This is a genomic window from Phenylobacterium zucineum HLK1, from assembly GCF_000017265.1.
GTDB classification, from domain to species: domain Bacteria; phylum Pseudomonadota; class Alphaproteobacteria; order Caulobacterales; family Caulobacteraceae; genus Phenylobacterium; species Phenylobacterium zucineum.
The window spans coordinates 1,031,976-1,055,840 of the sequence record NC_011144.1; the positions used below are offsets into that span (position 1 = coordinate 1,031,976).

The 23,865-nt window shown below is 71.7% G+C and carries 21 protein-coding genes and 1 pseudogene; 14 read left to right on the forward strand and 8 right to left on the reverse strand.

The features are described 5' to 3' along the window. Positions 1 to 113 precede the first annotated feature (113 nt). From PHZ_RS05125 to PHZ_RS05135, 3 genes are read left to right on the forward strand one after another with little or no spacing between them, the layout of a single operon-like run. Positions 114 to 1,913, forward strand: coding sequence for a DUF885 domain-containing protein (locus tag PHZ_RS05125; protein ID WP_012521502.1), 1,800 nt, complete (start codon positions 114 to 116; stop codon positions 1,911 to 1,913). Beyond that, positions 1,913 to 3,721 carry a DUF885 domain-containing protein gene (locus PHZ_RS05130; protein ID WP_012521503.1) on the forward strand — a complete coding sequence of 603 codons (1,809 nt, stop codon included), beginning with the start codon at positions 1,913 to 1,915 and terminating at the stop codon, positions 3,719 to 3,721. Before PHZ_RS05125 ends, PHZ_RS05130 begins: the two co-directional genes overlap by 1 nt. Before the next feature lie 8 nt (positions 3,722 to 3,729). Then, positions 3,730 to 5,565 (forward strand): DUF885 domain-containing protein, encoded by a 1,836-nt coding sequence (locus PHZ_RS05135; RefSeq protein ID WP_012521504.1) that lies wholly within the window; start codon positions 3,730 to 3,732, stop codon positions 5,563 to 5,565. A gap of 34 nt (positions 5,566 to 5,599) precedes the next feature. On the opposite strand, the gene PHZ_RS05140 is transcribed toward PHZ_RS05135, so the two are convergent. Beyond that, a complete protein-coding gene (locus PHZ_RS05140) occupies positions 5,600 to 6,364 on the reverse strand; it encodes a LytTR family DNA-binding domain-containing protein (protein WP_236611872.1) in 765 nt (254 codons plus the stop codon). Positions 6,365 to 6,493: 129 nt separating this feature from the next. Here PHZ_RS05140 and PHZ_RS05145 point away from each other — a divergent pair, with 129 nt between their 5' ends. Beyond that, complete coding sequence (locus tag PHZ_RS05145) at positions 6,494 to 7,108, forward strand: DUF2306 domain-containing protein (protein ID WP_012521506.1); 615 nt, start codon at positions 6,494 to 6,496, stop codon at positions 7,106 to 7,108. A 99-nt stretch (positions 7,109 to 7,207) separates the two neighbouring features. Then, on the forward strand, positions 7,208 to 7,852 hold the full coding sequence (locus tag PHZ_RS05150) for a glutathione S-transferase family protein (protein ID WP_012521507.1): 645 nt from the start codon (positions 7,208 to 7,210) through the stop codon (positions 7,850 to 7,852). Positions 7,853 to 8,006: 154 nt separating this feature from the next. Here PHZ_RS05150 and PHZ_RS05155 read toward each other — a convergent pair whose 3' ends face one another. The 3 genes from PHZ_RS05155 to PHZ_RS05165 form a co-directional block, all read right to left on the reverse strand. Continuing rightward, a complete protein-coding gene (locus PHZ_RS05155) occupies positions 8,007 to 10,019 on the reverse strand; it encodes an elongation factor G (RefSeq protein WP_012521508.1) in 2,013 nt (670 codons plus the stop codon). 201 nt (positions 10,020 to 10,220) lie between these two features. Further along, the gene (locus tag PHZ_RS05160; RefSeq protein WP_012521509.1) at positions 10,221 to 11,774 is read right to left on the reverse strand and encodes an EAL domain-containing protein; all 1,554 of its coding nucleotides are present in this window, start codon (positions 11,772 to 11,774) and stop codon (positions 10,221 to 10,223) included. A 95-nt stretch (positions 11,775 to 11,869) separates the two neighbouring features. Beyond that, complete coding sequence (locus PHZ_RS05165) at positions 11,870 to 12,136, reverse strand: hypothetical protein (protein ID WP_041373215.1); 267 nt, start codon at positions 12,134 to 12,136, stop codon at positions 11,870 to 11,872. Positions 12,137 to 12,240: 104 nt separating this feature from the next. Between PHZ_RS05165 and PHZ_RS05170 the strand changes: the two genes are divergently transcribed. After that, positions 12,241 to 12,741, forward strand: a complete 501-nt coding sequence (locus PHZ_RS05170; RefSeq protein ID WP_012521510.1) for an NUDIX hydrolase — start codon at positions 12,241 to 12,243, stop codon at positions 12,739 to 12,741. A 40-nt stretch (positions 12,742 to 12,781) separates the two neighbouring features. Continuing rightward, a complete protein-coding gene (locus PHZ_RS05175; RefSeq protein ID WP_012521511.1) occupies positions 12,782 to 13,870 on the forward strand; it encodes a phosphatidylinositol-specific phospholipase C1-like protein in 1,089 nt (362 codons plus the stop codon). Here the strand turns inward: PHZ_RS05175 and PHZ_RS21490 are convergent. The 3 genes and pseudogenes from PHZ_RS21490 to PHZ_RS23525 all read right to left on the reverse strand — a co-directional run. Beyond that, complete coding sequence (locus PHZ_RS21490) at positions 13,867 to 14,583, reverse strand: hypothetical protein (RefSeq protein ID WP_012521512.1); 717 nt, start codon at positions 14,581 to 14,583, stop codon at positions 13,867 to 13,869. The genes PHZ_RS05175 and PHZ_RS21490 overlap by 4 nt on opposite strands. Positions 14,584 to 14,702: 119 nt before the next feature. Then, complete coding sequence (locus tag PHZ_RS23520; protein WP_236611895.1) at positions 14,703 to 14,921, reverse strand: cold-shock protein; 219 nt, start codon at positions 14,919 to 14,921, stop codon at positions 14,703 to 14,705. A gap of 180 nt (positions 14,922 to 15,101) precedes the next feature. Continuing rightward, positions 15,102 to 15,290, reverse strand: a pseudogene (locus PHZ_RS23525) (cold-shock protein); the annotation flags it as partial. A gap of 185 nt (positions 15,291 to 15,475) precedes the next feature. Here PHZ_RS23525 and PHZ_RS05195 point away from each other — a divergent pair. The 4 genes from PHZ_RS05195 to PHZ_RS05210 are packed head-to-tail and all read left to right on the forward strand — an operon-like array spanning position 15,476 to position 19,534. After that, a complete protein-coding gene (locus PHZ_RS05195) occupies positions 15,476 to 16,063 on the forward strand; it encodes an LOG family protein (protein WP_012521514.1) in 588 nt (195 codons plus the stop codon). A gap of 46 nt (positions 16,064 to 16,109) precedes the next feature. Continuing rightward, positions 16,110 to 17,411 (forward strand): amino acid permease, encoded by a 1,302-nt coding sequence (locus PHZ_RS05200; RefSeq protein ID WP_012521515.1) that lies wholly within the window; start codon positions 16,110 to 16,112, stop codon positions 17,409 to 17,411. Between the two features lie 26 nt (positions 17,412 to 17,437). Further along, positions 17,438 to 18,451, forward strand: a complete 1,014-nt coding sequence (locus PHZ_RS05205; protein WP_012521516.1) for an aromatic ring-hydroxylating oxygenase subunit alpha — start codon at positions 17,438 to 17,440, stop codon at positions 18,449 to 18,451. 9 nt (positions 18,452 to 18,460) lie between these two features. Next, positions 18,461 to 19,534: an alpha/beta fold hydrolase gene (locus PHZ_RS05210; RefSeq protein WP_041373219.1), complete on the forward strand. Its 1,074-nt coding sequence runs from the start codon at positions 18,461 to 18,463 to the stop codon at positions 19,532 to 19,534. 9 nt (positions 19,535 to 19,543) lie between these two features. On the opposite strand, the gene PHZ_RS05215 is transcribed toward PHZ_RS05210, so the two are convergent. Next, on the reverse strand, positions 19,544 to 20,221 hold the full coding sequence (locus tag PHZ_RS05215; protein ID WP_012521518.1) for a nitroreductase: 678 nt from the start codon (positions 20,219 to 20,221) through the stop codon (positions 19,544 to 19,546). 138 nt (positions 20,222 to 20,359) lie between these two features. Here PHZ_RS05215 and PHZ_RS05220 point away from each other — a divergent pair, with 138 nt between their 5' ends. The 3 genes from PHZ_RS05220 to PHZ_RS05230 all read left to right on the forward strand — a co-directional run bounded on the left by PHZ_RS05220 (position 20,360) and on the right by PHZ_RS05230 (position 23,865). Continuing rightward, positions 20,360 to 21,952: a carboxylesterase/lipase family protein gene (locus PHZ_RS05220; protein WP_041373221.1), complete on the forward strand. Its 1,593-nt coding sequence runs from the start codon at positions 20,360 to 20,362 to the stop codon at positions 21,950 to 21,952. A 25-nt stretch (positions 21,953 to 21,977) separates the two neighbouring features. Then, the gene (locus PHZ_RS05225) at positions 21,978 to 23,582 is read left to right on the forward strand and encodes a carboxylesterase/lipase family protein (RefSeq protein ID WP_148216790.1); all 1,605 of its coding nucleotides are present in this window, start codon (positions 21,978 to 21,980) and stop codon (positions 23,580 to 23,582) included. 67 nt (positions 23,583 to 23,649) lie between these two features. After that, entirely contained in the window at positions 23,650 to 23,865 is a 216-nt protein-coding gene (locus PHZ_RS05230) for a hypothetical protein (RefSeq protein WP_041373222.1), read from the forward strand.

Here is a 23,865-nt window from a genome sequence, read left to right on the forward strand (position 1 = left end):
TAATGCCGTTTCCGTGCGCCTTCGCCTTGCAGCCCCGGACCCGCGGCCTCTAAGCCTTCGCGTCACAACGAAAGTCACAGGGGGAGGCGCGCGTGCAGAACCGACGCCAACTGATGATCGCCGCGGGAGCGCTCGCGGCGTTCTCCGCCACCCGGACCTACGCCCAGACGGCTTCTTCGCCCTCCTCGGCGGCGGAAGCCCAGCTCGCCCGGTTCCTCGACGAGGTGTTCCGCGAGACGCTGGACGACAGCCCCGAGCTCGTCACCTCCCTCGGCCTCGACAAGGGCGAGCGGGCCGCCGCCAAGGCCCGCCTGCACGACGCCTCGCTGGAGGGCGTCGCCCGGCGCAAGGCCCGCAACACCGACCAGCTGCGTCGCCTGAAGGCCATCGACCGCCGGCAGCTCTCGGGCATGGCCGCGGTGAACTACGACACCCTGCTGTTCGAGCTGGAGACGACCGAGGAGGGCAACCGCCGCTTCGCCTATCCGACGGGCGGCAGCCCCTATGTGCTCGCCCAGATCTGCGGCGCCTGGCAGGAGGTCCCGGACTTCCTCGACAGCCAGCACACGGTCGAGACGCGCGAGGACGCCGAGGCGTACCTCGCCCGCCTGGAGGCCTTCGCCCGCAACATGGACGCCGAGGTCGAGCGCGTGCGCCACGACGCGGGCCTGGGCGTGATCCCGCCGGACTTCGCCATCGCCGGCGCCCTGGCGGGTATGACGGTCCTGCGCCAGCCGGCCGAGACGTCCACCCTGGTGACGTCCCTGGCGAACAAGGCGAAGGCCGCCGGCGTGGCGGGCGACTGGATGGCGGCGGCGACGAAGGCCTACGAGGGAAAGGTCATCCCCGCCCTCGACCGGCAGATGGCGCTGCTGAAGTCGCTGCAGCCCAAGGCGGTGCACGACGCCGGCTGCTGGCGGCTGCCCGACGGCGAGGCCTACTACGCCCACATGCTGAAGGCCCAGACGACCACCGGCATCAGCCCGGACGAGGTGCACAAGCTGGGCCGCGACGTCACGGCCGAGCTGTCGGCCCGCGCCGACGTGCTGTTCCGGGAGCTCGGCTACACCAAGGGCACGGTCGGCGAGCGCTACATCGCCCTCTACGAGAGCAAGACCGGCGTCTATCCCAACACCGACGCGGGCAAGGCCAGGATCATCGCCGACCTCAACGAGGTGGTGAAGAAGATCACGGCGCGACTGCCCGAGCAGTTCGGGACGCTGCCCAAGGCGCCGCTGGAGATCCGCCGCATCCCGCCGGCCACCGAGGGCGGCTCGTCCACCCACTACGAGGGGCCCAGCCTCGATGGCTCGCGCCCGGGCGTCTACTGGCTGAACCTGCGCGACACAGCCGAGAGCCCCTACTGGTTCCTGCCCACCACGACCTACCACGAGGGCAATCCGGGCCATCACATGCAGATCGCCATGCAGCTCGAGGCCGACCTGCCGATGATCCGCCGGGTGATGGGCTTCGGCGCCTACGCCGAGGGCTGGGCGCTCTATTCCGAGCAGGTCGTCCAGGAGATGGGTCTGTATCAGGGCGAGCCCCTCAATGAGCTGGGCTACATCCACGACGCCCTGCTGCGCTCGGCCCGGCTGGTCACCGACAGCGGCCTGCACCACCTGCGCTGGAGCCGCGAGAAGGCCATCGCCGAGATGCGCGCCATCGAGGGCGATCCCGAGCCGCTCGCCGCCCAGGAGATCGAACGCTACTCGGTCTGGCCGGGCCAGGCGTGCAGCTACATGGTCGGCAAGGTCACCATCCTGCGCCTGCGCGAGAAGGCCCAGAAGGCGCTGGGGCCGAAGTACGACCCCCGCCGGTTCCATGACGCCGTCCTGCTGTCGGGCTCCATGCCGCTGACCGCCCTCGAAAACGTCGTCGACCTCTACATCGCCCGGGAGAAGCAAGCCTGATGGACCGCCGCGCATTCCTGACCGCCACGGCGGCCCTCGCCCTCGCGCCCGCCGCGGCCCGCGCCCAGTCGCGGACGCCCGAGGACGCCAAGCTCCGGGCGCTGTTCGACCAGATCTTCGAGGAGATCCTCGACAACTCGCCCGAAAGCGTCACCCGGCTCGGCCTGCACAAGGGCCCGCGCCTGGCCCAGAAGGCGCGGCTGGACGACCAGTCCATCGCCGGCCTCGACGCCGACAAGGCGCGCAACGCCCGCAACCTCGCCCGCCTGAAGACCATCGACCGCGGCGCGCTCAGCCCCTCGGAGGTCCCGCACTACGACGCGGTGATGTTCACCACGCAGGCCAACGACGAGGCCAACCGGCGCTACGCCTACGGCAACGGCGGGGCGGGCCAGCCTTATGTCCTGTCGCAGCTCACCGGCGCCTACCAGGACATTCCGGACTTCCTCGGCACCCAGCACGGCGTCGAGACCAAGGCCGACGCCGACGCCTACCTCTCGCGCCTCGAGGCCTTCGCGGCGGTGATGGACCAGGAGACCGAGCGCGCCCGCCGCGACGTGAGCCTGGGAGTCGTCCCGCCCGACTTCGTGCTGGAGCGCGCCCTGGTGCAGATGCGGGGCCTGAAGACCGATCCGACCGCCTCGCCGCTGGTCACGTCGGTGGCGACCCGCGCGGCCGAGAAGGGGATCGCCGGGGACTACGCCGGCCAGGCCGCGAAGATTTACCAAGACAAGGTGGTCCCGGCGCTGGACCGGCAGATCGCGCTCCTCGCCTCGCTGCAGCCCAAGGCGGTGCATGAGGCGGGCTGCTGGCGCCTGCCCGACGGCGAGGCCTACTACCGCGACGCCCTGAAGAGCTCGACCACCACGACGCTGACGCCGAAGGAGATCCACGAGCTGGGCCTGGAGCAGGCCAAGGTGCTCTCGGCCCGCGCCGAGGTCATCCTGCGCGGCCAGGGTCTGACGCAGGGCTCGGTCGGCGAGCGGATCCAGCACCTCTACCGCGATCCGGCGCAGCTCTATCCCAACACCGACGCGGCGAAGGAGCAGCTGATCGCCGACTTGAACAAGCTGGTCCGCGAGATCGAGCCGCGCCTGCCCCAGGCCTTCGGCGCCCTGCCCAAGGCCCCGGTCGAGATCCGCCGCGTGCCCAAGTTCATCGAGGCCGGCGCGCCCGGCGGCTACTACAACCGGCCCGCCCTCGACGGCTCCCGGCCCGGCATCTACTGGATCAACCTGCGCGATTCCGCCGAGAACCCGCGCTGGACCCTCAAGACGCTCACCTACCACGAGGCGATCCCGGGCCATCACCTGCAGCGCTCGCTGCAGCAAGAGGCCGACCTGCCGATGCTGCGCCGCATCGCCGGCTTCTCCCCCTATTCGGAGGGGTGGGCGCTCTATTCCGAGCAGGTGGCGCTGGAGATGGGCCTCTACGAGGACGACCCGCTGGGCGAGCTGGGCCAGATCCAGGCCTCGCTGTTCCGCGCCGCGCGTCTGGTGGTCGACACCGGCCTTCACGCCATGCGCTGGAGCCGCGAGAAGGCCATCGAGACCATGACGTCCATCGACGGCTCGCCGACCTCCGCCGCCACGACCGAGATCGAGCGCTACTGCGTCTGGCCCGGCCAGGCCTGCAGCTACATGGTCGGCAAGCTCACCTGGCTGCGCCTGCGCGAGAAGGCCAAGGCCGCCCTCGGCCCGCGCTTCGACCTGCGCAGCTTCCACGACGCGACTCTGCTCTCCGGGGCCATGCCCCTGACCGTGCTGGAAGGCGTGGTCGACCGGCACATCGCCGCCCAAAAAGCCTAGAGGATCCCATGACCCGGATGGACCGCCGCAGCTTCCTGCTGACCACCGCCGGCGCCGCGCTGGCCGCCGCCACGCCGGCCCTGGCCCAGGGCGTGGCGCAAGGTTCGGAGGACGCCCGGCTCCGCGCCATCCTCGACCGCATGTTCGAGGCGCGCGTGGACGACAGCCCCGAGTTCGCCACCCAGCTCGGCATGGACAAGGGCGCCCGCGCGCCGCTGAAGGCCCGGCTCGACGACGTGTCGCTGGCCGCCAAGGGCCGGCGCCTCGAGGAGGCCCGCGCCCACGTGCAGGCGCTCAAGGCCATCGACCGCGCCCGGCTCTCGCCCGCCGCCCAGGTGGACCTCGACGTGGTGCTCTACCGCGAGGAGCGGGCGGTCTATTCGGGCGACCGGTACAAGTTTGGCAACGTCGGCGGCAACTACAGCCCCTATGTCATCAGCCAGCGCACCGGCTCGTACCAGGACATCCCCGACTTCCTGGACTCCACCCACCGGGTCGAGACCCGCGAGGACGCCGAGGCCTACCTGTCGCGCCTGTCGGCGTTCGGCGTCCAGCTCGACCAGGACCTGGAGCGCTTCCGGCACGACGTGGGCCTGGGCGCCGTGCCGCCCGAGTTCGTGGTCCCGCTGACCATCGGCCAGCTCAAGGCCCTGCGCGGCCAGCCGGCGGCGAAGACCGTCATGGTCACCTCGATCGCGGGCAAGGCGAAGGACGCGAACCTGCCCGGCGACTGGGCCGCCCGCGCCGAGAAGATCGTCGCCGCCGAGGTGTTCCCGGCCCTGGACCGCCAGATCGCCGCCGTCGAGGCCCTGCGCGGCAAGGCGCGGCCGGACACCGGCGCCTGGGCCCTGCCCGACGGCGAGGCCTACTACGCCGACGCGGTGAAGAACTCGACCACCACCGACTACACGCCGGAAGAGGTCCACCGGATGGGCCTGGAGCAGGTGGCCGAGATCAGCGCGCGGATCGACGAGATCCTCAAGGGGCAGGGCCTTACGCAGGGCACGGTCTCCCAGCGGCTGGCCGTCCTGAACAACGATCCGAAGCAGCTCTACCCCGACACCGACGAGGGCCGGGCGCAGATCATCGCCGATCTCAACCGGCAGATTCGCGACCTCGACCCCCTGCTGCCGAAGGTGTTCCGCACCCTGCCGAAGGCGCCGGTGGAGGTACGCCGGGTGCCGGTGTTCATCCAGGACGGGGCGTCCAACGGCTACTACCAGTCGCCGGCCCTCGACGGCTCGCGGCCCGGCGCCTTCTACATCAACCTGAAGAACACGGCGGACTGGCCGCGCTACAACCTGCCGACGCTGACCTACCACGAGGCGGCGCCCGGCCATCACCTGCAGATCGCCCTGATGCAGGAGAGCGACAAGATCCCGCTGCTGCGCCGCGCCGGCTACGGCTTCTCGGCCTACTCCGAAGGCTGGGGCCTCTACGCCGAGCAGCTCGCCGACGAGATGGGCGCCTATGCGAACGATCCGCTGGGCCGCGCCGGCTACCTGCAGTCGATGCTGTTCCGCGCCGCGCGCCTTGTCACCGACACCGGCATCCATCACAAGCGATGGACCCGCGAGCAGGCGACCCAGTACTTCGTGGACACCATCGGCAACACGCGCTCGCGCTCGCAGCGCGAGGTCGAGCGCTACTTCGTCTCGCCGGGCCAGGCCAACAGCTACAAGGTCGGCCATACCGTGTGGGTGAAGGTGCGCGAGGACGCGAAGAAGAAGCTGGGGCCGAAGTTCGACCTCGCCGCCTTCCACGACCGCGGCCTGCTGTCGGGGCCCATGCCCCTGACGGTGCTGGAGCGCCACATCGCCGCCTGGGCCGCCTCCCAGGTCTAGGGGCGGGCACAGGATCGGGGCCCAGGACAGGGGGCTAGAACCAGCCGGCCGCCTTCAACGCCGCGGCGTGGCGGCGGCTGATCGGGACGGCCAGCCCGGTCTTCAGCCGCGCTTCGCCTGCGCCCCGGCGCCAGCGCACCGTCTCGATGGCGTCGGCGGCCACCCACCACGACCGGTGGGTCTGGAAGCCGGGCGCCTGGGCCAGTTCGGCCAGGGCGTCGCCGAAGCGGGCGGTGACCAGCTCGTCGCCGGCGTCGGTGTGGACGCGCAGGTAGTGGTCCTCGGCCTCCACCGCGATCAGCGCCGCCGCCCGCCGCCGCGCCGACAGCCGCCGGCGGAACCCGGCGGTCGGGTCCGGCGGCGGCTCGGCCCCGGACGCGGCGCCCGGCAGCGGTCGAGGCTCCGTCCGGGCCAGCGCCAGCTGCCGCAGGGCCATGATGGCGAAGCTCAGCAGGAAGACCTGGAACGCCAGCCCGGCCGGGTCGAGCAGGCGCAGGGGCGAGCCCAGCAGCAGGTGCGCCACGACCACCACCAGCAGGGTCACCAGGGGCGTCATGCCGACGCTCACCGCCAGCAGCCGCGGCCAGAAGCCGGCGAGCCGGCGGCGCGCCGCCTCGTCCAGGGCGATGCCGATGGCGCCGCCGCCGACGATCAGGATCAGCCAGTAGGCCATCCGCAGGCCCAGCGGCCAGGCGGCGCTCTGGAACGGGCCCAGGAAGGCCACCACGACGCCCATGGCGGTCAGCAGCGCGGTCTCGGCGGCGAGGCGTCTGGCGAGGGGCGGGCCGAGTCGGATCACGGCCCAAGTCTGCCATGCGGCGCCGCTCGCGCAGAATGGGCGCCGTTCGCGCAAAGCGGCCTTCCGCGGCCCCGCCGGATCGGCAGGTTCGCCTCCATCGCAGGACCGCCGCAAGGAGGGCGAAACGTGATGAAGGCGAGTGTTTCCAAGGGCGTGTGGGCGTTCGGGGCCCTGCTCAGCGTGCTCGTCGCGCTGGTCTCCTACCGCTATGTGGCGGGCGTGGGCCTGATGGCGCCGAACGTGATGGCCAACCGCTTCGTGCAGCCGTGGCTGGTGCTGCACGCGGGCGGCGCGTCCACCGCGCTGCTGATCGGCGCCTTCCAGTTCATGCCGCGGGTGCGGGCGAGCGGGCCCTGGCTGCACCGGTGGCTCGGCCGGACCTACGCCGCGGGTTGCCTGATCGGCGGCGTCTCGGGCTTGGCCCTGGCGGCGGGAACGTCGGCGGGCCCGGTGGCGGCCTGGGGGTTCGGCCTGCTCGCGGTCGCCTGGATTTTCACCACGCTGCAGGCCTGGCGCTTCGCCCGGACGCGGCGGTTCGAGGCGCATCGCGCCTGGATGGTCCGCTCCTTCGCGCTCACCTTCGCCGCCGTCACCCTCCGGGTCTACATCCCGCTTTCGCCCCTGGCGGGCGTCCACCCCGAGGAGGCCTATGTGGCCATCGCCTGGCTCTGCTGGGTCCCGAACCTGGCCATCGCCGAGCTGTGGCTGCGCTCGCGGCCGGCCCTCGTCGCGGCGCGCGCCTGATCCATTGATGGCCGGATAACGCGACCTGCTGACAGGCCCTGTCAGCAGGTCGGCGTAGGATCGCCGCGGGTCTGGCGACCAACCGCAAGGAGTTCCGCGATGTCGGACGAACTCGTCTTCTACACTCACCCCATGTCCCGCGGCCGGATCATCCGGTGGATGCTGGAGGAGGTGGGGCAGCCCTACACCACCAAGGTGCTCGCCTGGGGCGAGAACAAGTCGCCCGAGTACCTGGCGGTCAATCCGATGGGCAAGGTCCCGACCATAGTCCACGGCGGGACGGTCGTGACCGAGTGCGCGGCGATCTGCGCCTATCTCGCCGACGCGTTCCCTCAGGCGGGCCTCGCGCCGCCGCACGGCAGCCGCCTGCGCGGCCCCTACTACCGCTGGCTGTTCTTCGGGGCCGGCCCGATCGAGCAGGCCGTGGGCGTCAAGACGCTGGGTATCGAGCTCTCCGACGAGCAGAAGATGATGCTCGGCTTCGGCGACATGAAGACCGTCCTCGACACCCTCGAGGGGGCGCTCAAGGACCGCGAGTACCTGGCCGGCGAGGCATTCACGGCCGCCGACCTCTACATCGCCTCGCACCTCGGCTGGGGCATGGAGTTCGGCACGCTGGAGAAGCGTGCGACGTTCCAGGCCTACGTCGAGCGGTGCGGGAACCGCCCGGCCTCCAAGCGCGCCGACGAGATCGACAACGCGCTCATGGCCCAGATGCAGCCCCAGCCCGAACCGGCCGAGTAGGGGCCGCCTCTTCCCCTGTCGTCATGGCCCGCGTCATGCGGGCCACCCATCCCGACGCCCGTCCGCAGCAGGGGCGGCGCCGCCCCAGGCTGGGTCGCCCGGACAAGCCGGGCGATGACGAAAGAGGAGAGCGAACGCGTTCTTCCTCGGCTCCCTACGCTCCCTCCCTCGCGTGGTTCGCGGCCTCCTCGGCGAGGCGGCCGTGGAGCTCGCTCATGTGGTCGAAGTCGGCCTCGAAGGCGCCCAGGCCCTGGGTCAGCCCGCGCAGCTCGGCGATCAGGTCCTGGCGCTCGCTCTGCGGCAGGTAGGCCTCGATCCGCTCCCAGCCGCGCCAGTCCTCCCGCGGCCCCAGGCCCAGGATCTGGCCCCGCCGCGCGGTGAGCGCCGAGGTGACGTTCGAGGCGCTCGGCGAGGGCGAATAGACGACCAGCTTCTCGATCGGCTCCAGGAGGATCGTGCCGGCCGCCTTCAGGGCCTCCTCGATCGCCAGGCGCCCGGCGGTGCGGAAGGCCATTTCCGAGGAGTCGACGCTGTGGGTCATGCCGTCCACCAGCGTGACCTCCAGGTCGGTGACCGGGAAGCCCAGGAGCCCGTGGGCGAGGCCGTCGCGCACGCCGTCCTCGACCGCCGGGACCCACTGCCTGGGCACGGCGCCGCCGACGATCCTCGACTGGAAGACGACGCCGGAGCCGCGGGGCAGGGGCTTCACCTCGATGGTCACGTCAGCGAATTGGCCGTGGCCGCCGGACTGCTTCTTGTGGCGCGCCCGCTGGGTCACCGCCCCCCGGATGGTCTCGCGGTAGGGGGTCTTCGGTTGCTGGGTGTCGATCTCGACGCCGAAGCGCCGCTTCAGCCGCTCCAGCGCCAGCCGCACGTGCCCCTCGCCCTGGCCGGCCAGCAGCACCTGGCGCGCCTCGGCGTCGTGGGTCAGCGACAGACCCGGGTCCTCCTCGACCAGCTTGCCGAGCGCGCCCGAGAGGCGGACGTCGTCGTTGCGGTTCTTGGCGATCAGGGCGACGGCGAACAGCGGCCGGCGCGGGCGGGCGGTCGCCTTCACCTGCTGCGGCCGGCCGGTGGTGGAGAGGATCTGGCCCGCCTGGGCGGCCTCGACCTTGCCGATGGCGCAGACCTCGCCCACCGGCGCCTCGGCGATCTTCTTCAGCGCCGCGCCCTGGACGCCGAAGAGGCCGCCGGCGCGCTGCTTCTGGCCGTCCGGCAGAACGAACTCGGCCCCGTCCGCCAGCGGGGCGCCGAAGACGCGGGCGTAGGCCAGCTTGCCCGACTGGCCGGCGTAGGCGGCCTTCAGCACATAGGCGCCCGCCTCGACGCCCAGCCGCTCGGCGGCGCGGGATGGCGGGGGCGTCTCGTGGCGCAGCGCCTTCAGCAGGCGGCGCACGCCGAAGCCGTTCTGGGCTGAGCCGAAGAAGACCGGCGTGATCTGCCCTGCGTTCATCTCGCGCACGAGGTCGGCGAAGACCGCGTCGCGGCTGGGGACCACGTCGGAGAGGAGCTGCTCCAGCAGCTCGTCGTCGAAGTCGGCGATCTGCTCCAGCATGTGGAAGCGCGCCTCGGCCTCGGCGTCGCGCAGCTCGCCGGGGATGTCCACCTGCTGGCTGGGCTGTCCCGGCCGCCAGACGAAGCACCGCTCGAGCGCCAGGTCGATGAAGCCCGAGACCTTGTCGCCTTCCCACGTCGGGATCTGCCGGGCCACCAGCGGCGAGGACGAGACGGGGGCCAGCGCCTCCAGCAGCTCCTGGAGGGACCCGCGGGCCTGGTCCATCTTGTTGATGAAGAGGGCGTGCGGCACGCCCAGGCGCTCCAGCTCGCGCAGGGTGGGCTGCAGCAGCACGGCCTTGGCGGGGTCGGGCTCGGCCACCACGACGGCCAGGTCCACGGCGGGCAGGGCGGCGTCGATCTCGGCGCAGAACTCCAGCGACCCGGGGCAGTCGACGACGGCGTAGCGGTCGCCCATGAACTCGAAGCCCGCCAGGTTCAGCTCGACCGAATGGCCGCGGGCCTTGGCCTCGGGACTGCTGTCGCCCACCTCGCCCCGGCGGTCGGCGGCGCCGGTGGCGTGCAGCAGGGCCTCCATCAGGGCGGTCTTGCCGGCGCTTGTGGGGCCCACGAGCGCAAGCGCCCGAACGGACCCCTTTTCCTGGATTGCCATGGTCGTTCTCCCACGCACCGAAGGCGTCCCGGACGCCCCCGTTTCCCCCGGAACCTGCGGGGGTCGGAAGCGTCCGAGGCGCTTGTGATGAGCGGCCGACGACCGACTGGGCCGGCCAACGCCGCCCGATGGGAAAACCCTACGCCCCGGCTCGCGCCGTTGGCTAGCGGCGGCCCGTTCGAGTCCTCGTGATCGGGAAAGCTATCGGGCGAGGGCGGGTCGCATGGCGGGCGGCTTGATCTTCAGCTCGAGGGTCTCGGAGGCCGGGCCGTAGAACCAGCCCTGGGCGTAGTCGACGCCGGCCAGCCGCACGGCGCGCTCGGCGTCGGCGGTCTCGACCATCTCGGCCAGGGTCTCGACGCCCAGCTCGCGGCACATGTTCACCAGGTGCCGGATGAAGGTGCTCTCGCGCCCGCCGTGCTGCAGCTCGCGGATGTAGCGCCCGTCGATCTTCACGATGTCGACGGTCAGTTGCTGCAGGTAGGCGAGCGAGGCCGCGCCGGCGCCGAAGTCGTCGAGGCAGATCTCGCAGCCCGCCTCGCGCAGGGCCGCGAGCCGCCGGTCCGCCTGGGCAAGGTCGTCGATGGCCGCGCTCTCGGTGATCTCCAGCACCAGCCGGTCCCTGGTCGCCGGCTTGGCTCGCAGCAGCGCGATGGCCCGGCTGACGAAGGCGTCCGAGCCGATGGTGCGGCCCGAGATGTTCACCGCCAGCCGGTGCTTCGGCTCGCGCTCCAGCACCCGCAGGGCCTCGGTCAGGATGGCCAGGTCCAGCGGCTCGATGAGATCCATCTCCTCGGCCGCCCGGATCGTCGGGAAGGGGCTGGCCTCCTCGCCGAAGCGGACCAGCACCTCGTGGTGGCTCACCCGGCCGTCCATCAGCCGCACGACGGGCTGGTAGGTCAGGCGGAACTGCCGGTCGCGTATGGTGGCGCTCAGCGTGCGGGCGTCGTCGAGCGCGCCCTCCAGGGCCTGGTCCAGCGCCTGGTTGAGGCTGTCGGGCTGGATCTGGGCGAAGCCGCCCTCCATGAAGCTGGTGAGGGCGAAGCGCAGGGCGCGCATCGCCTGCTTGGCGCCGTCCACCCCGCCCATGGCCACGGCGCCGGCAGCGGGCTGCACGTCGGCGTCGATCAGCTTCTTCAGCCGGTCCTGCAGCGCCTCGACCGGCTCCCCCCGGCGGCGCACGAGGGCGTAGCGGTCATCGCCCAGCTCGGCGGCGGTCTCGCCCCGGTGGGACAGCGCGCGCAGCGTTCCGGTGAGCTGGTCCAGCAGCTTGTCGCGACCCTCGCCGGCCGCCTCGATCTGGCGGCCGAGGCCCTCCAGTTCGATCAGAGCCATCTCCATCGCCGGATCCTCGGCGAGCCGGGCCGCGGCGGCCTCGAAGTCGGCGCGGCTGAGCAGGCCGTCCACCCCGCCCGTGCTGACCCGGGAGAGCGCGCAGGAGATGGCGCCGCCGTTCTGCGGCAGGCGGAAGGCGGCGAGGCCCGCCAGGCGCTGGCCGTGCCCCTGTCCGGGGGTGAGCCGCACGGTCACCGGGCCGGCGCGGGCGCCGGGATCCAGGCCGGCGAACAGGGCCTCGACCATCGCATGGTCGGCGTCGTCCACGAACTGGCGCCAGCTGCGCCCGACCAGCGAGGTCTCGGCCGCGCCCGAGAGGGTCTCGCTGGCGCCCAGCGCGAAGGCGATGCGCGCGTCCGGCCCCACCTCCAGGAGGAGGTCGGCCCCCGCGAACGCGAACCCCAGCAGCCGGTGCGACATCAGCTCCACGTGGGGCGCCTGATCCTGTCGTAGACGAAGCTTGACCGTAGCCGGCCCGGCTTAAGTCGTGGTTTCCCTAGATGGTTTACGCCGGCTTACGCCGCCGCGGTGGTCCGGCGCGCCCGAAGCATGCGCTGGCGGTCCTTCAGGACGCTGAAGAGCCGCTCGCGCTGGTGTTCGCCCGCGGGCAGGGGGATGCGGCTGTTCTGGATCTCCAGGTCATGGCCGGCTTCGCGGGCCAGGACGTCCATGGCCTTGGGGTCCAGCCGCCAGAGCAGGTCGACGAGGTCGGCCACCAGCAGCTCGAGCGTCGCCACGCGCGAGACGAGGTCCCTTCGGCTGGTGCGGATCTCCTGGCTCATCTGGCTTCCGCTTTCGGGTTCGGCGTACGATCCGCATAGGCTGCAGCCTACATCTTAAGGTTTCGATATCCGCGGGGCGTACATTGTGAGGCCTGGAGCGTAATTTGACCGACCTGCCCCTAAGCGACCTGCCGGTACGGCCGACCGCCCGCGTCGTCCTGCTCGACCGCGAGGACCGCATCCTCCTGATGAAGGGCCGCCTGCCCAGCGCGAAGGACCGTCCGGGCGCCTGGTTCACCGTCGGCGGCGGGGTGGAGCCCGGCGAGACGCCGGCGGAGGCGGCCATGCGCGAGATCCGCGAGGAGACCGGCATCCTCGACTTCGACCTGGGGCCTGTCCTGTGGCGTCGCGAGGGGGTCATGCGGATGCCGGAGCCGACCCTGTTCCGGGAGAGCTACTTCCTCGCCCGCTGCGAGGGCGCCGAGCCGGATCGTGGGGGGTGGAACGCCGTCGAGCGGGAGCTGATCGACGACATCCGCTGGTGGCGTCACCAGGAGCTGCTGACGACGCAGGAGCGCGTCTTCCCGCCGGGGCTGGCCGAGCTGCTGGAGGAGGTGCTGTCCGGCCGGCTGCCTCCCGAGCCCCGCCCCATTCCCTGGATCTGACCGTCACCATACTGTCGGGCGGCGCCGCTAGAGGTCCCCCATGCTCGCCCTGATGCTCGCCGCCGCCCTTGTCTCGCCCGACTGCGATCTGGAGCGCCCCTCGGGCGCGCCGGGGTGCACGCGCGCGGCCGTGGACGCCCTGCCGATGAACGCGATCCAGGCGATCGGCACCCACAACTCCTACAAGCTCGCGATCTCGGCGAACGAGATGGCCGCCATCCGCGCCGTCAATCCGCGGCAGGCCGACGCCCTCGACTACAGCCACCGCCCCCTGGCCGAGCAGCTCGCCGCCGGCGCCCGCCAGCTCGAGATCGACATCGTCGACGACCCGCAGGGTGGCCTGTTCGCCAGGCCCCTCGGCCGCCGGATGGCCGGCGCGGCGGCCGAGCCCTACGGCCTGGAGCCCCTCAAGGCCCCCGGGCTGAAGGTGCTGCACGTCCCCGACGTCGACTACCGCTCCACCTGCCCGACCTTCCTCGGCTGCCTGCGCGAGATCCGCGCCTGGTCCCTCGCCAACCCCGAGCACGTGCCGATCCTGATCCTGCTGAACCTGAAGGAGGGCGGCCTGTCCTGGCCGGGGGCGGTGCAGGCGCCCGCCTTCGACGCGGCCGCGATGGACCGCATCGACGCCGAGATCCGGCAGGTCTTCCCGGAGGAGGCGCTGGTCACGCCCGACCAGGTGCAGGGACGCCACGCCACCCTGCGCGAGGCCGTGGGCGCCGGCGGCTGGCCGCGCCTGGCGGCCGCCCGGGGCCGGGTGATGTTCGCCTGCGACTGTCCGCCGGCGCAGGTCGCGGTCTACCGGGGAGAGCGCCGCAGCCTCGAGGGCCGGGCGGCGTTCGTGAACGTCGAGGAGACCTCGCCCGCCGCGGCCTACATCACCCTGAACCATCCGGTGGAGGACGCCGGCCGCATCCGCACCGCCGTGGAGGCCGGCCTCATCGTCCGCACGCGGGCCGACGCCGACACCTGGGAAGCGCGCAAGGGCGACCGGACGCGCCAGGCGGCGGCCCTCGCCTCGGGGGCGCAGTACGTCTCCACCGACTACATGGAGCCGGACCCGCGGTTCGGACCCTACAGCGTCGAACTGCCTGGCGGGGGCGCGGCCCGCCCGAACCCCGTCCGCTAGCCGAGCGGCGGTCCGGACCCCGGGACCGGTTCGGGCGGCGGAATGTCCCCCGCGAGGCCCGCAGGGTCCTCGCCGGGGGCGACCAACGCCGTCGTATCTGTCGGCGCCAGAGGTGCGAGGGGCGGGGTGGCGGCCACTTGGGCCGGGTCCGCGCCGGGCGCCGCCTCGGCGGCGGCCGTCAGCACCGCGGCGTCGCCGGCGGCGGGCGGCGGAGGCGGCGGGGCCTCGACCTGCAGGACGGGGGCGTCCACGTCCTTGTCCTCGCGGTCCTTGCCCTTGTCGTCCTTCTCATCGTCGTCATCGCCGTCCATGACGGCCTTGCCGATCTGCTTGCCCACGAAGCTGCCGGCGATCTTGCCCAGCGGCCCGCCCGCCGCCCCGGCCAGGCCGCCCAGCAGGCCGCCCACGGCGCCGCCGGCCTTCTCCTTGGTGACGAGCTTCTTTTTCTTCTCTTTTTCGCCGTCCTCGTCCCCGTCCTCTGCCGGCGGGGGCGGCGGCGCGGGATCGCCGAGCGCCGGGCCGGCAGGCATGGCGGGGAGAGGCTCCGCAGGCGGGGGCGCCGGAGTCTCGGGGATGATAAGGATGTCGGGGGCCGGCGGCGCCGGCGTCTGCGGCGCGGGGGGCGCGCCGGGGAGGACCTGCCCCAGGGCGGCGGCGGCGCCCGCGGGGGCGGCCAGCGCGCCGCATAGCGCGGCGGTCAGGATCTTGCGCATATGGGCTCCTTCAAGGCGGTCCCTCGAATTCGAGGACGATCAACGCCTTGCGCCCGCGCGCGTTTCAGCACGGCTGGAAACGGGCCTGGTCGTCCAGGCCCGTTTCCGCCGTCCGGTTGTTAGCCGGTGATCTTCAGGTTCGTCGCCGAGGTCTTGCCCGACCGACGGTCCTGTTCCAGGTCGAAGTCGACCGTCTGGCCCTCGTTGAGGCCCGACAGGCCGGCCTGCTCGACGGCCGAGATGTGGACGAAGATGTCCTGACCGCCGCCTTCCGGCTTGATGAAGCCGAAGCCCTTGGTCGGGTTGAACCACTTCACCACGCCCGAGCCCGAGCCCATCACGGCGCCGCGGGGACGATCGCCCCCGAAGCCGCCGCCGCGCGAGCCGCCGCCGAAGCCGCCGCCGCCGCCGCCGCCGTAACCGCCGCCGCCGCCGAAGCCGCCGCTGCGCTCGCCGCGGTCGAAGCCGCCCGAGCGACGCGGCGCAGGCGCGCCTTGCGCCGTCACGACGATCGAGGTCGCCGCCAGCTTGCCGGACCGACGGTCCTGTTCGAGTTCGTACTCGACCTGGTCGCCTTCGTTCAGGGCGTCGAGCCCCGCCTGAGCCACCGCCGAGATATGGACGAAGACGTCTTGTCCGCCGTCGTCAGGTTGGATGAAACCGAAGCCTTTGGCCGTATTGAACCACTTGACCGTGCCGCTCGCCATTCGCCGTAACCTACCGAGATAGAAGTCTTCCGCCGCTTTTCCGTCGCGACGTCCGGCCAATCCACGCGACGAGCCGTGGCGACGTTGTAGCTGGCGAAAGGGACCAACACCAGCGCGAGTGACACGGGTCTCCAAACGGCTTATGGGGAGCGCCCTTTCGGGCACAGGTTGGAGTCGAGCTGCTCGTGAAGAGCGTCTGCATCTATTGCGGGTCCTCCCCGGGAACCGACCCCCGCTTCATGGAAGAGGCCGTCGCCGCCGGGACGCTGATCGCCCGCGAGGGTCTGACGCTGGTCTACGGCGGCGGGCGCGTGGGGCTGATGGGCGCCGTGGCCGACGCCGCGCTCGCAGCCGGCGGCAAGGTGGTGGGGGTGATGCCCGCCGACCTCGTCAGCCAGGAGATCGCCCACACCGGCCTCACCGAACTGGTGGTGGTCAACTCGATGCACGAGCGGAAGTGGCGGATGGCCGAGCTGTCCGACGGCTTCCTCTGCCTCCCGGGCGGCCCGGGCACCTTCGAGGAGATCTTCGAGCAGTGGACCTGGGCGCTGCTGGGCTTCCACGCCAAGCCCTGCGGGTTCGTGAACGTCAGCGGCTACTACGACCTGCTGCGCGCGACGATCCAGCAGATGGCCGACAACGGCTTCATCGCCCAGCAGTACGTCGACATGCTGGTCTACGCCGACAGCACGGCCGAGGCGATCGAGCGGTTCCGGGCCTACGTCCCGCCGCCGCCGAAGTGGGGCGTGGCCCCCGTCGAGCAGCGCTACTAGGCGGGGCGCCGGCGCCGGGCTAGCCTCCCCAAAGGGGAGAACAGTCATGGCCGCGCACAACGACGGCGCCGGGCACGGCCGGATCGGCGTCCTGGGCGCCACGGCCCTCGTGGCCGGGAGCATGATCGGCTCGGGCGTCTACCTGCTGCCCGCGACCCTGGGCGCGGTGGGATCCATCTCGATCCTGGGCTGGCTGGCGGCCACCGCCGCCGCCCTGGCCATCGGCGGCCTCTTCGCCTTCCTGGGTCCGGCCGCGCCCGAGGCGCGCAGCCTGGCCGGCTACGTCCAGGCGGGACTCGGACGGCTGTTCGGCGTCCAGACCACCGTCGTCTACTGGTCGCTCTGCTGGTTCGGGAACGTGGCCATCGCCCTGGCCGTCGCGGGCTACGCCGGCTTCCTCGCGCCGGCGCTGGCGGGGGAGGGGCCCCGCCTCGCCGTCACCCTGGCCGCCATCTGGGTCTCGGTGTTTGCGAGCTGGATCGGACCGCGCACGGTGGCCCGGATCGAGGGCTGGACCCTGGCGCTCGGCCTGCTTCCCGTCGTCCTGGCGGCGAGCCTGGGTTGGCTCTGGTTCAGTTCGGAGACCTTCCTGGCCTCGTGGAATCCTCGGGACCTCAGCGTCCCCGCGGCGATCCGCGACTCGGGCCTCAATGCCTTCTGGGCCTTCCTGGGGCTGGAGAGCGCCGCGGCGGTGGCCGCCGTGGTGCGGAACCCGGCCCGCAACGTGCCCCGCGCCACGCTCTTCGGGGTGTTGGCGGCGGCGGCGATCTACATCTCGGCCAGCGCCGCGCTGATGGGCCTCCTGCCCGCGGCCGAACTCGCCAGGTCGGACGCCCCGTTCGCCGACGCCGCGCGGCTGATGCTGGGCGTCGGCGGGGCGGCGCTGATCGCGCTGTTCGCCTTCGTCCGCACCTCGGGCTGCCTGGTGGGCTGGACCCTGGTGGCCGCCGAGACCAGCCGCGGCGCCGCCGACGAGGGGGCGTTCCTGCGCGTCTTCCGCACCCGGCCCGGCGAGAAGGCCTCGGCGGTCAACCTGCTGGCGGTCGGCGTCCTGATGAGCCTCGTGGCCGTGATGACCGTCTCGCCGACGCTGGGCGAGCAGTTCGGAGTGCTGATCAACGTCGCGGTGCTGCTCAGCCTCTACGCCTACATCCTGGCGGGCCTCTCGCTCATCCGACTCTCGGGGAGCTTCCCGCCCGGCAAACGGGCGGCCGCTGTGGCGACGGCGGCGGTCGCCATCGCCTGCTCGGCCGGCCTCATCGCCACCGGCAAGCCGATCGAGCTCGCCTACAGCCTCGTTCCGATCCTAGCCGGCGCGGCGCTGTATCTCGTCATCCGGCGGCGCTAGAACAGGTCCGCGGAACGGAGGGGCCCATGCTGGCGGTCGATCTCTATCGCGGGGAAGAGGCGCTGAAGGCCGATCGCGCCCGCATCCTGCGGCGCACCTGGCAGTTCGTCGGCCATGTCTCGATGCTGCAGTCCAGGGGCGACTACATCGCCGACGTGATTGGCGGGGCCCCGGTGGTCGTGGTGCGCAACGACGGCGGCCTGGCCGCCTTCCACAACGTCTGCCGCCACCGCGCCGGCGGCCTGGTGCCCGACGGGACCGGCAACTGCGGCGAGCACTTCACCTGCCGCTACCACGGCTGGAAGTACGCCCTCGACGGGCGCCTGCGCAGCGCCGTGGACTTCGGCGCCGCGCCGGGCTTCGATCCGCGCCAGTTCGGCCTCTATCCGATCCGGGTGGAGACCTGGCGCGGGATGGTCTTCGTGAACCTCGACGTCGCCGCCGCGCCCCTGGCCGACCTCATGGCGCCGCTGGACCGCCGCTGGGCCGACGACCTGCCGCAGTTCGGCCTGACCGAGCGGCGCACCCACCACATCGCCTGCAACTGGAAGACCTACGTCGAGAACTATCTCGAGGGATACCACCTGCCGATGGTCCACCCCGAGTTCGACGAGGACATCGTGGTCGCCGACTACCGGGTCGAGATCGAGGGCGAGATCGTCTTCCACGCCGCGCCCGCCCGCGACGGCTCGGTCAACGCCGGCCTCTGGGCCTGGATGTGGCCGAACCTGGCCATCAACACCTACCGGCACGGCTACATGGTCGAGCGGATGACCGCGACCGGCCCCGAGAGCACGCGCCTCGACTATTTCTACTTCTTCGACCCGGCCCGCGCCGCCGAACTGGCCGAGATGTTCGTGGTCTCCGACCGGGTCACCGCCCAGGACAAGGAGATCTGCGAGATGGTCCAGCGCAACCTCGCCGCCGGCGTCTATCGCCCCGGCGTGCTCTCGCCCAAGCACGAGGCCGGCATCGCCTGGTTCCAGTCGAAGGTGGCCGGACGCCACGACGATCCCACCCCGCTGGCCGCAGTGTCCTAGAGTTTGCGAATGAAGTTCTCCGCCGCCCTCGCGGGCCTCGCCCTCGCGTTCTCCGTCGCCGCGTCCGCGCTCGCCGCGCCGCCGGCGCCGGCCACCCAGGACTGGACGATCCGTGACTTCCGGTTCCGCAGCGGCGAGACGCTGCCCGAGCTGCGCATCCGCTACCACACCCTCGGCCAGCCGCACCGCAACGCGGCGGGCGAGATCGACAACGCGGTGATGGTCCTGCACGGCACCGGCGGCTCGGGGCGCCAGTTCCTCCAGCCGCAGTTCGCCGACGTGCTGTTCAGGCCGGGCGGGCTGCTGGACCCGGCGAAGTACTTCATCATCCTGCCCGACAACATCGGCCATGGCGGCTCGTCCAAGCCCTCGGACGGCCTGCGCGCGAAGTTCCCGAAGTACGACTACGCCGACATGGTCCAGGCCCAGCACCGGCTCGTCACCGAGAAGCTGGGGGTGAGGCGGCTGCGGCTGATCATGGGCACCTCAATGGGCTGCATGCACGGCTTCATGTGGGCCGAGCAGTGGCCGGACGGGGCGAAGGCCCTGATGCCCATGGCCTGCCAGCCGGTGGAGATCGCCGGCCGCAACCGCCTGTGGCGCAGGATGGCGATCGACGCCATCACCACCGACCCCGCCTACCGCGGCGGCGACTACGAGACCCAGCCGGTCCAGGGCCTGCGCTCGGCCGTCCACCTGCTGCTGCTGGCCGGATCGGCGCCGATCCAGATGCAGGCGAGCCTGCCCACCCGCGAGGCGGCCGACGCCTGGCTCGCCGCCGAGGTTCCGCGGCGGGTCGCGGCCATGGACGCCAACGACTTCGTCTGGCAGGTGGCCTCTTCGCGCACCTACGATCCCTCGAAGGACCTCGAGAAGATCACCGCGCCGATGACGTGGGTGAACTCGGCGGACGACTTCATCAATCCGCCCGAGCTCGGCATCGCCGAAGCGGCCGCCAGGCGGCTGAAGACGACCCGCTACGTCCTCCTGCCGGCCAGCGACCGGACCCGCGGCCATGGCAGCCACACCTGGGCCGAGCTGTGGCAGGCCGAGCTGGCCGACCTGTTGCAGCGGAGCGAGTAGGGCGCCCGCCTACTCGTCGAAGCCGAGGAACACGGCCGCTTCCGAGACCGGCTTGCGCTCGGACACCACCGCGTTGGCCGGGAAGGCCTCGTCCGGCCAGCCCAGGGCGATGGCCTTCATGATCACCTGGTCGTCGGGGATGCCGGCGTGCTCGCGCACCACCGGCGACTGCATGATGCCCTGGCTGTTGATCACGCAGCCCAGGCCTCGGGACCAGGCGGCGTTGACCAGGCAGTTGGTCACCGCGCCGCAGTCGAACGGCGTGTCGTCGCTGCTGGCCAGCACCCGGTCGTAGGTGACGATCACGCAGACCGGCGCGTCGAACTGGCGAAAGCCCCGCAGCACCCAGTCCTGCCGCGCCGCCGTGTCCTCGCGCGCGATGCCCATGGCCGCGAAGAGCTGCTTGGCCACGCCGATCTGCCGCTCGCGGTGCACGCCGGCGAACGCCTCGCCGGTGCGGAACTCGCGCGAATGCGGGATGCCGGCCAGGTTCCGCTCGGTGTTGCCCGCGCGGATCCGGTCCAGCGGCTCGCCGGTGAGGACGTAGAAGTTCCACGGCTGGGTGTTCATCGAGGAGGGCGCCCGCATCGCCAGGGCCAGGATCTCCTCGATCAGCTTGCGCGGCACGGGATCGGGCTTGTAGCCGCGGATGCTGCGGCGGCCGAGGATGACGTCGTCGAAGTTCATGGGGCGGGAACCTAGGGGTGTTTCCCCGGCGGCAGCAAAGCCCGCGAACCACCGCCCGACCCTGTTGTCGATTTTCGAAAATACGGTACGAATGGGCGGCAAGCGGCCGAAGCAACAAGAACGAGGGGAGGCGCGCGTATGCTTGACCTGGGGCTGTCCCGCCGGGGGCTGATCGGGTCCGCCGCGGCCTTGCTGGCCGTGAGCGGCGCGCGGGCGCAGAGCGCCGAGGGGCGGGTGGTCGAGACGACCGAGGGCCGATATCGCGGCCGGCGCGAGAACGGGGTCGAGGTCTTCCGCGGCATGCGCTACGGGGCCGACACCTCCGGCGCGGGCCGCTTTCTGCCGCCCCCGCCGCCTGAGCGGTTCGCGGGCGTGCGCGATGCGTTCGAGTTCGGCGACCAGGCCCCCCAGCCACGCACGATCCTGACGACCCCCGGGCCGATCAGCGAGGATTGCCTGCGCGTCAACGTCTGGACCCCCGAGGCGAGCTCCGCCCGTCGGCGGCCGGTGATGCTGTGGTTCCACGGGGGCGGCTTCGAGGCCGGCACGGGTGCGAGCGGCCTCTATGATGGAAGCAATATGGCCAGGCGCGGCGACGTGGTGATCGTGACGGTCAACCACCGCCTGAACGTCTTCGGCTTCTGCGACCTGTCCCAGCAACTGGGGGCCGAATTCGGCCAGTCGGGCAATGTCGGCTACCTGGACCTCGTCGCGGCGATGAAGTGGGTGCGGACCAACATCGCGGCGTTCGGCGGCGATCCCGACAACGTCACCATCTACGGCCAGTCGGGCGGCGGACGGAAGGTCAGCGTCTGCTTCGCCGGCGAGGAGGCGAACGGCCTGTTCCACAAGGGGATCGTGCAGTCGGGTTCGCACCTGCGGATCCACACGCCCGACCAGGCGCGCGCCCTGACCGACGGCTTGCTCAGGGCGCTCGACATCGCCCCCGCCGACGCCCGCCGGCTGCAGCAGGTCCCGATGGATGCGCTGGGCAAGGCGCAGCGGCAGGTGATCGGGGCGGCGGGCTACCGATTCGAGCCGGTGATCGACGGGTTCTCCTTCAAGGCCCATCCCTGGATTCCCGACGCGCCGCGGCGGAGCGCCAGGGTTCCGCTGATGCTGGGGACGACCCAGACCGAGCTGTCGAACCAGCTGGGCCGCGATCCGGCGATCTTCGCCATGGACGAGGCGGGTCTGAAGGCGCGCCTGGCCAGGATCATTCCACCCGCGGCGGTCGCCGAGGCCGTCCAGGTCTTCAAGGCGTCGACGCCGTCCGGTTCAACCGCCGAGATTTTCTTCAAGATCGCCTCCTGGCGGGCCTACATCACCAACGCCACGATGATGGCCGAGCTGCGCCACGCCATGAACGGCGCAGCCAATCCCACCTGGGTCTATCAGGTCACCTGGCGCTCGCCGGTGCAGGACGGCCGGCGGTTCTCCGAGCACACGATCGACCTGCCCTTCATGTTCGACAACGTCGCGAAGGCGCCGCACCTGACGGGCCCCGAGACGGACGAGACCCGGGCGATGACCGAGGCCATGGCCAATGCCTGGCTCGCCTTCGCGCGCGACGGCGATCCCAACCACCCCGGCCTGCCGGACTGGCCGGCCTACGACGTGGCGAGCCGGCCGGTGATGATGTTCGACGCGCCGCCGACGCTCGCCAACGATCCCTTCCGCGAGGAGCGCCTCTTCATGGCCCGGTTCCCGGCCGTGCGGGGCGGCAGCTAGCACGAAGTCACGGGGGAGTTACGGCATGACCTTCGATACGAGCCGGCGGGCGATCCTGGCCGGCGCAGGCGCCTCGTTCTTCTTGGGCGGCGCGGCCTCGGCCGCCACGACCGACATCTTCCCGGTGGTCGAGACGGCCGAGGGCAGGCTCCGCGGCCTGGTCTCCGGCGGGATCAAGGTGTTCAAGGGCGTGCCCTACGGCGCCGACACCTCCGGGAAGAACCGCTTCCTGCCGCCCCAGCCGGTCAAGCCGTGGGCCGGCGTGCGCGACGCCCTCGACTACGGAAACATCTGCCCGCAGATGCCGGGCGACCGGCGAAGCGACTACGCGAACCTGATCTATCTCGACTACCAGCCCGGCGGGATGGGTGAGGACTGCCTGAACCTCAACATCTGGACGCCCGATCTGTCACGGACGGCGAGGAAGCCGGTGATCGTCCGCTTCCATGGCGGCGGCTTCTACGGCGGCTCCAGCAATTCGCCCGGCATGGACGGCGAGATGCAGGCGCGGCGCGGCGACTGCGTCGTGGTCAGCGTGAACCATCGCCTGAGCGCCTTCGGCTTCCTGCATCTGGCCGACAGCGGCGCGCCGGCAGAGTTCGCCCAGAGCGGCATGGCGGGGATGCTGGACCTCGTGGCCGCCCTGCGCTGGGTGAACCGCAACATCGAGGCGTTCGGCGGCGATCCCAATCGCGTCCTGATCATCGGCCAGTCGGGCGGCGGGGCCAAGGTGAGCGCCCTCATGGCGATGCCGTCGGCCAAGGGCCTGTTCCACCGCGCGGTGCAGATGAGCGGTGCGATGCTGCGGGTGGCCCCCCGCGAGCGCGCCAAGGCGACGGCGGACGCCTTCCTGACCGGGGTGGGCGTCGCGGGCCGCGACATCCGCAAGCTGCAGGCCATGCCGTTCCACGACCTGCTCTCGGCGCAGGCGGACATGGAGGCGGAGCGGCGGGCGAAAGGCGAGGCGCCGAACTCGTTCACGCCGGTGCTGGACGGCGTGGCCCTGCCGCGTCACCCGTTCGATCCGGACGCCCCGCAGGTCAGCGCCGACGTGCCGATGATCGTCTCGACGACCCTAGACGAGCGGACCTATCGGCAGCGGAATTTCAACGAGACCTGGGACGGGGTGCTGAAGATGCTCGCCACCCGCGTCGGAGGCCGCGCGGCCGAGGTGCTGGACCTCTATCGCCAGGAAGACCCTGGAGCCTCGCCCTACCTCATCCAGTCGCGGATCATCAGCGACCAGGGGCGGGGCGCAAGCTTCGCCATGGCCGAGCGCAAGGCCGCCCTCGGCGCAGCGCCCGCCTACGTCTACCTCTGGAAGGCCCCGAGCCCGGCGTGGGGCGGACGCTATGGCGCCACGCACGGCGTGGACGTGGGGCCGAGCGCCGGCGAGGTTCGCGGCGGTCTCCAGGGGGCGAACCTCGTCAGCGCGCGTCTGGCGGACGAGCTATCGTCGGCGATCGTCGCCATGGCGGCGACGGGCGATCCGGGCACGCCCAAGCTGCCGACCTGGACGCCGTACGATGCGGTGAGCCGCGCGACGATGGTCTTCGACGCGCCGTCCACCCGCCTCGAGCCCGACTACCGGGGGACATTCCGCAAGCTGTGGGCCAGCGTCGCGGCCTGACCCAGCGGCGGCTGAGCCGATTTCGCCTCTGCGTGTTATGCTTTTGCCAATCAGGGAGGCCACACGGATGAAGCTCTCCGAAGACGACCGCGACCGCCTCGCGCTGCACACCGCCTTCGCGGTCCATCAGATCGCCCGGTGGGTCGCCACCCAGCAGGATGTCCCCTCCGAGATCCGCGAGCGGCTGCGGGGCCACATCTCGGCGATCGAGGGCGTGCTGGTGACCACCGGCCACGACTGGATCAAGGACGAGATCGAGGCGACCGAGCGGGCGCTGGCCTAG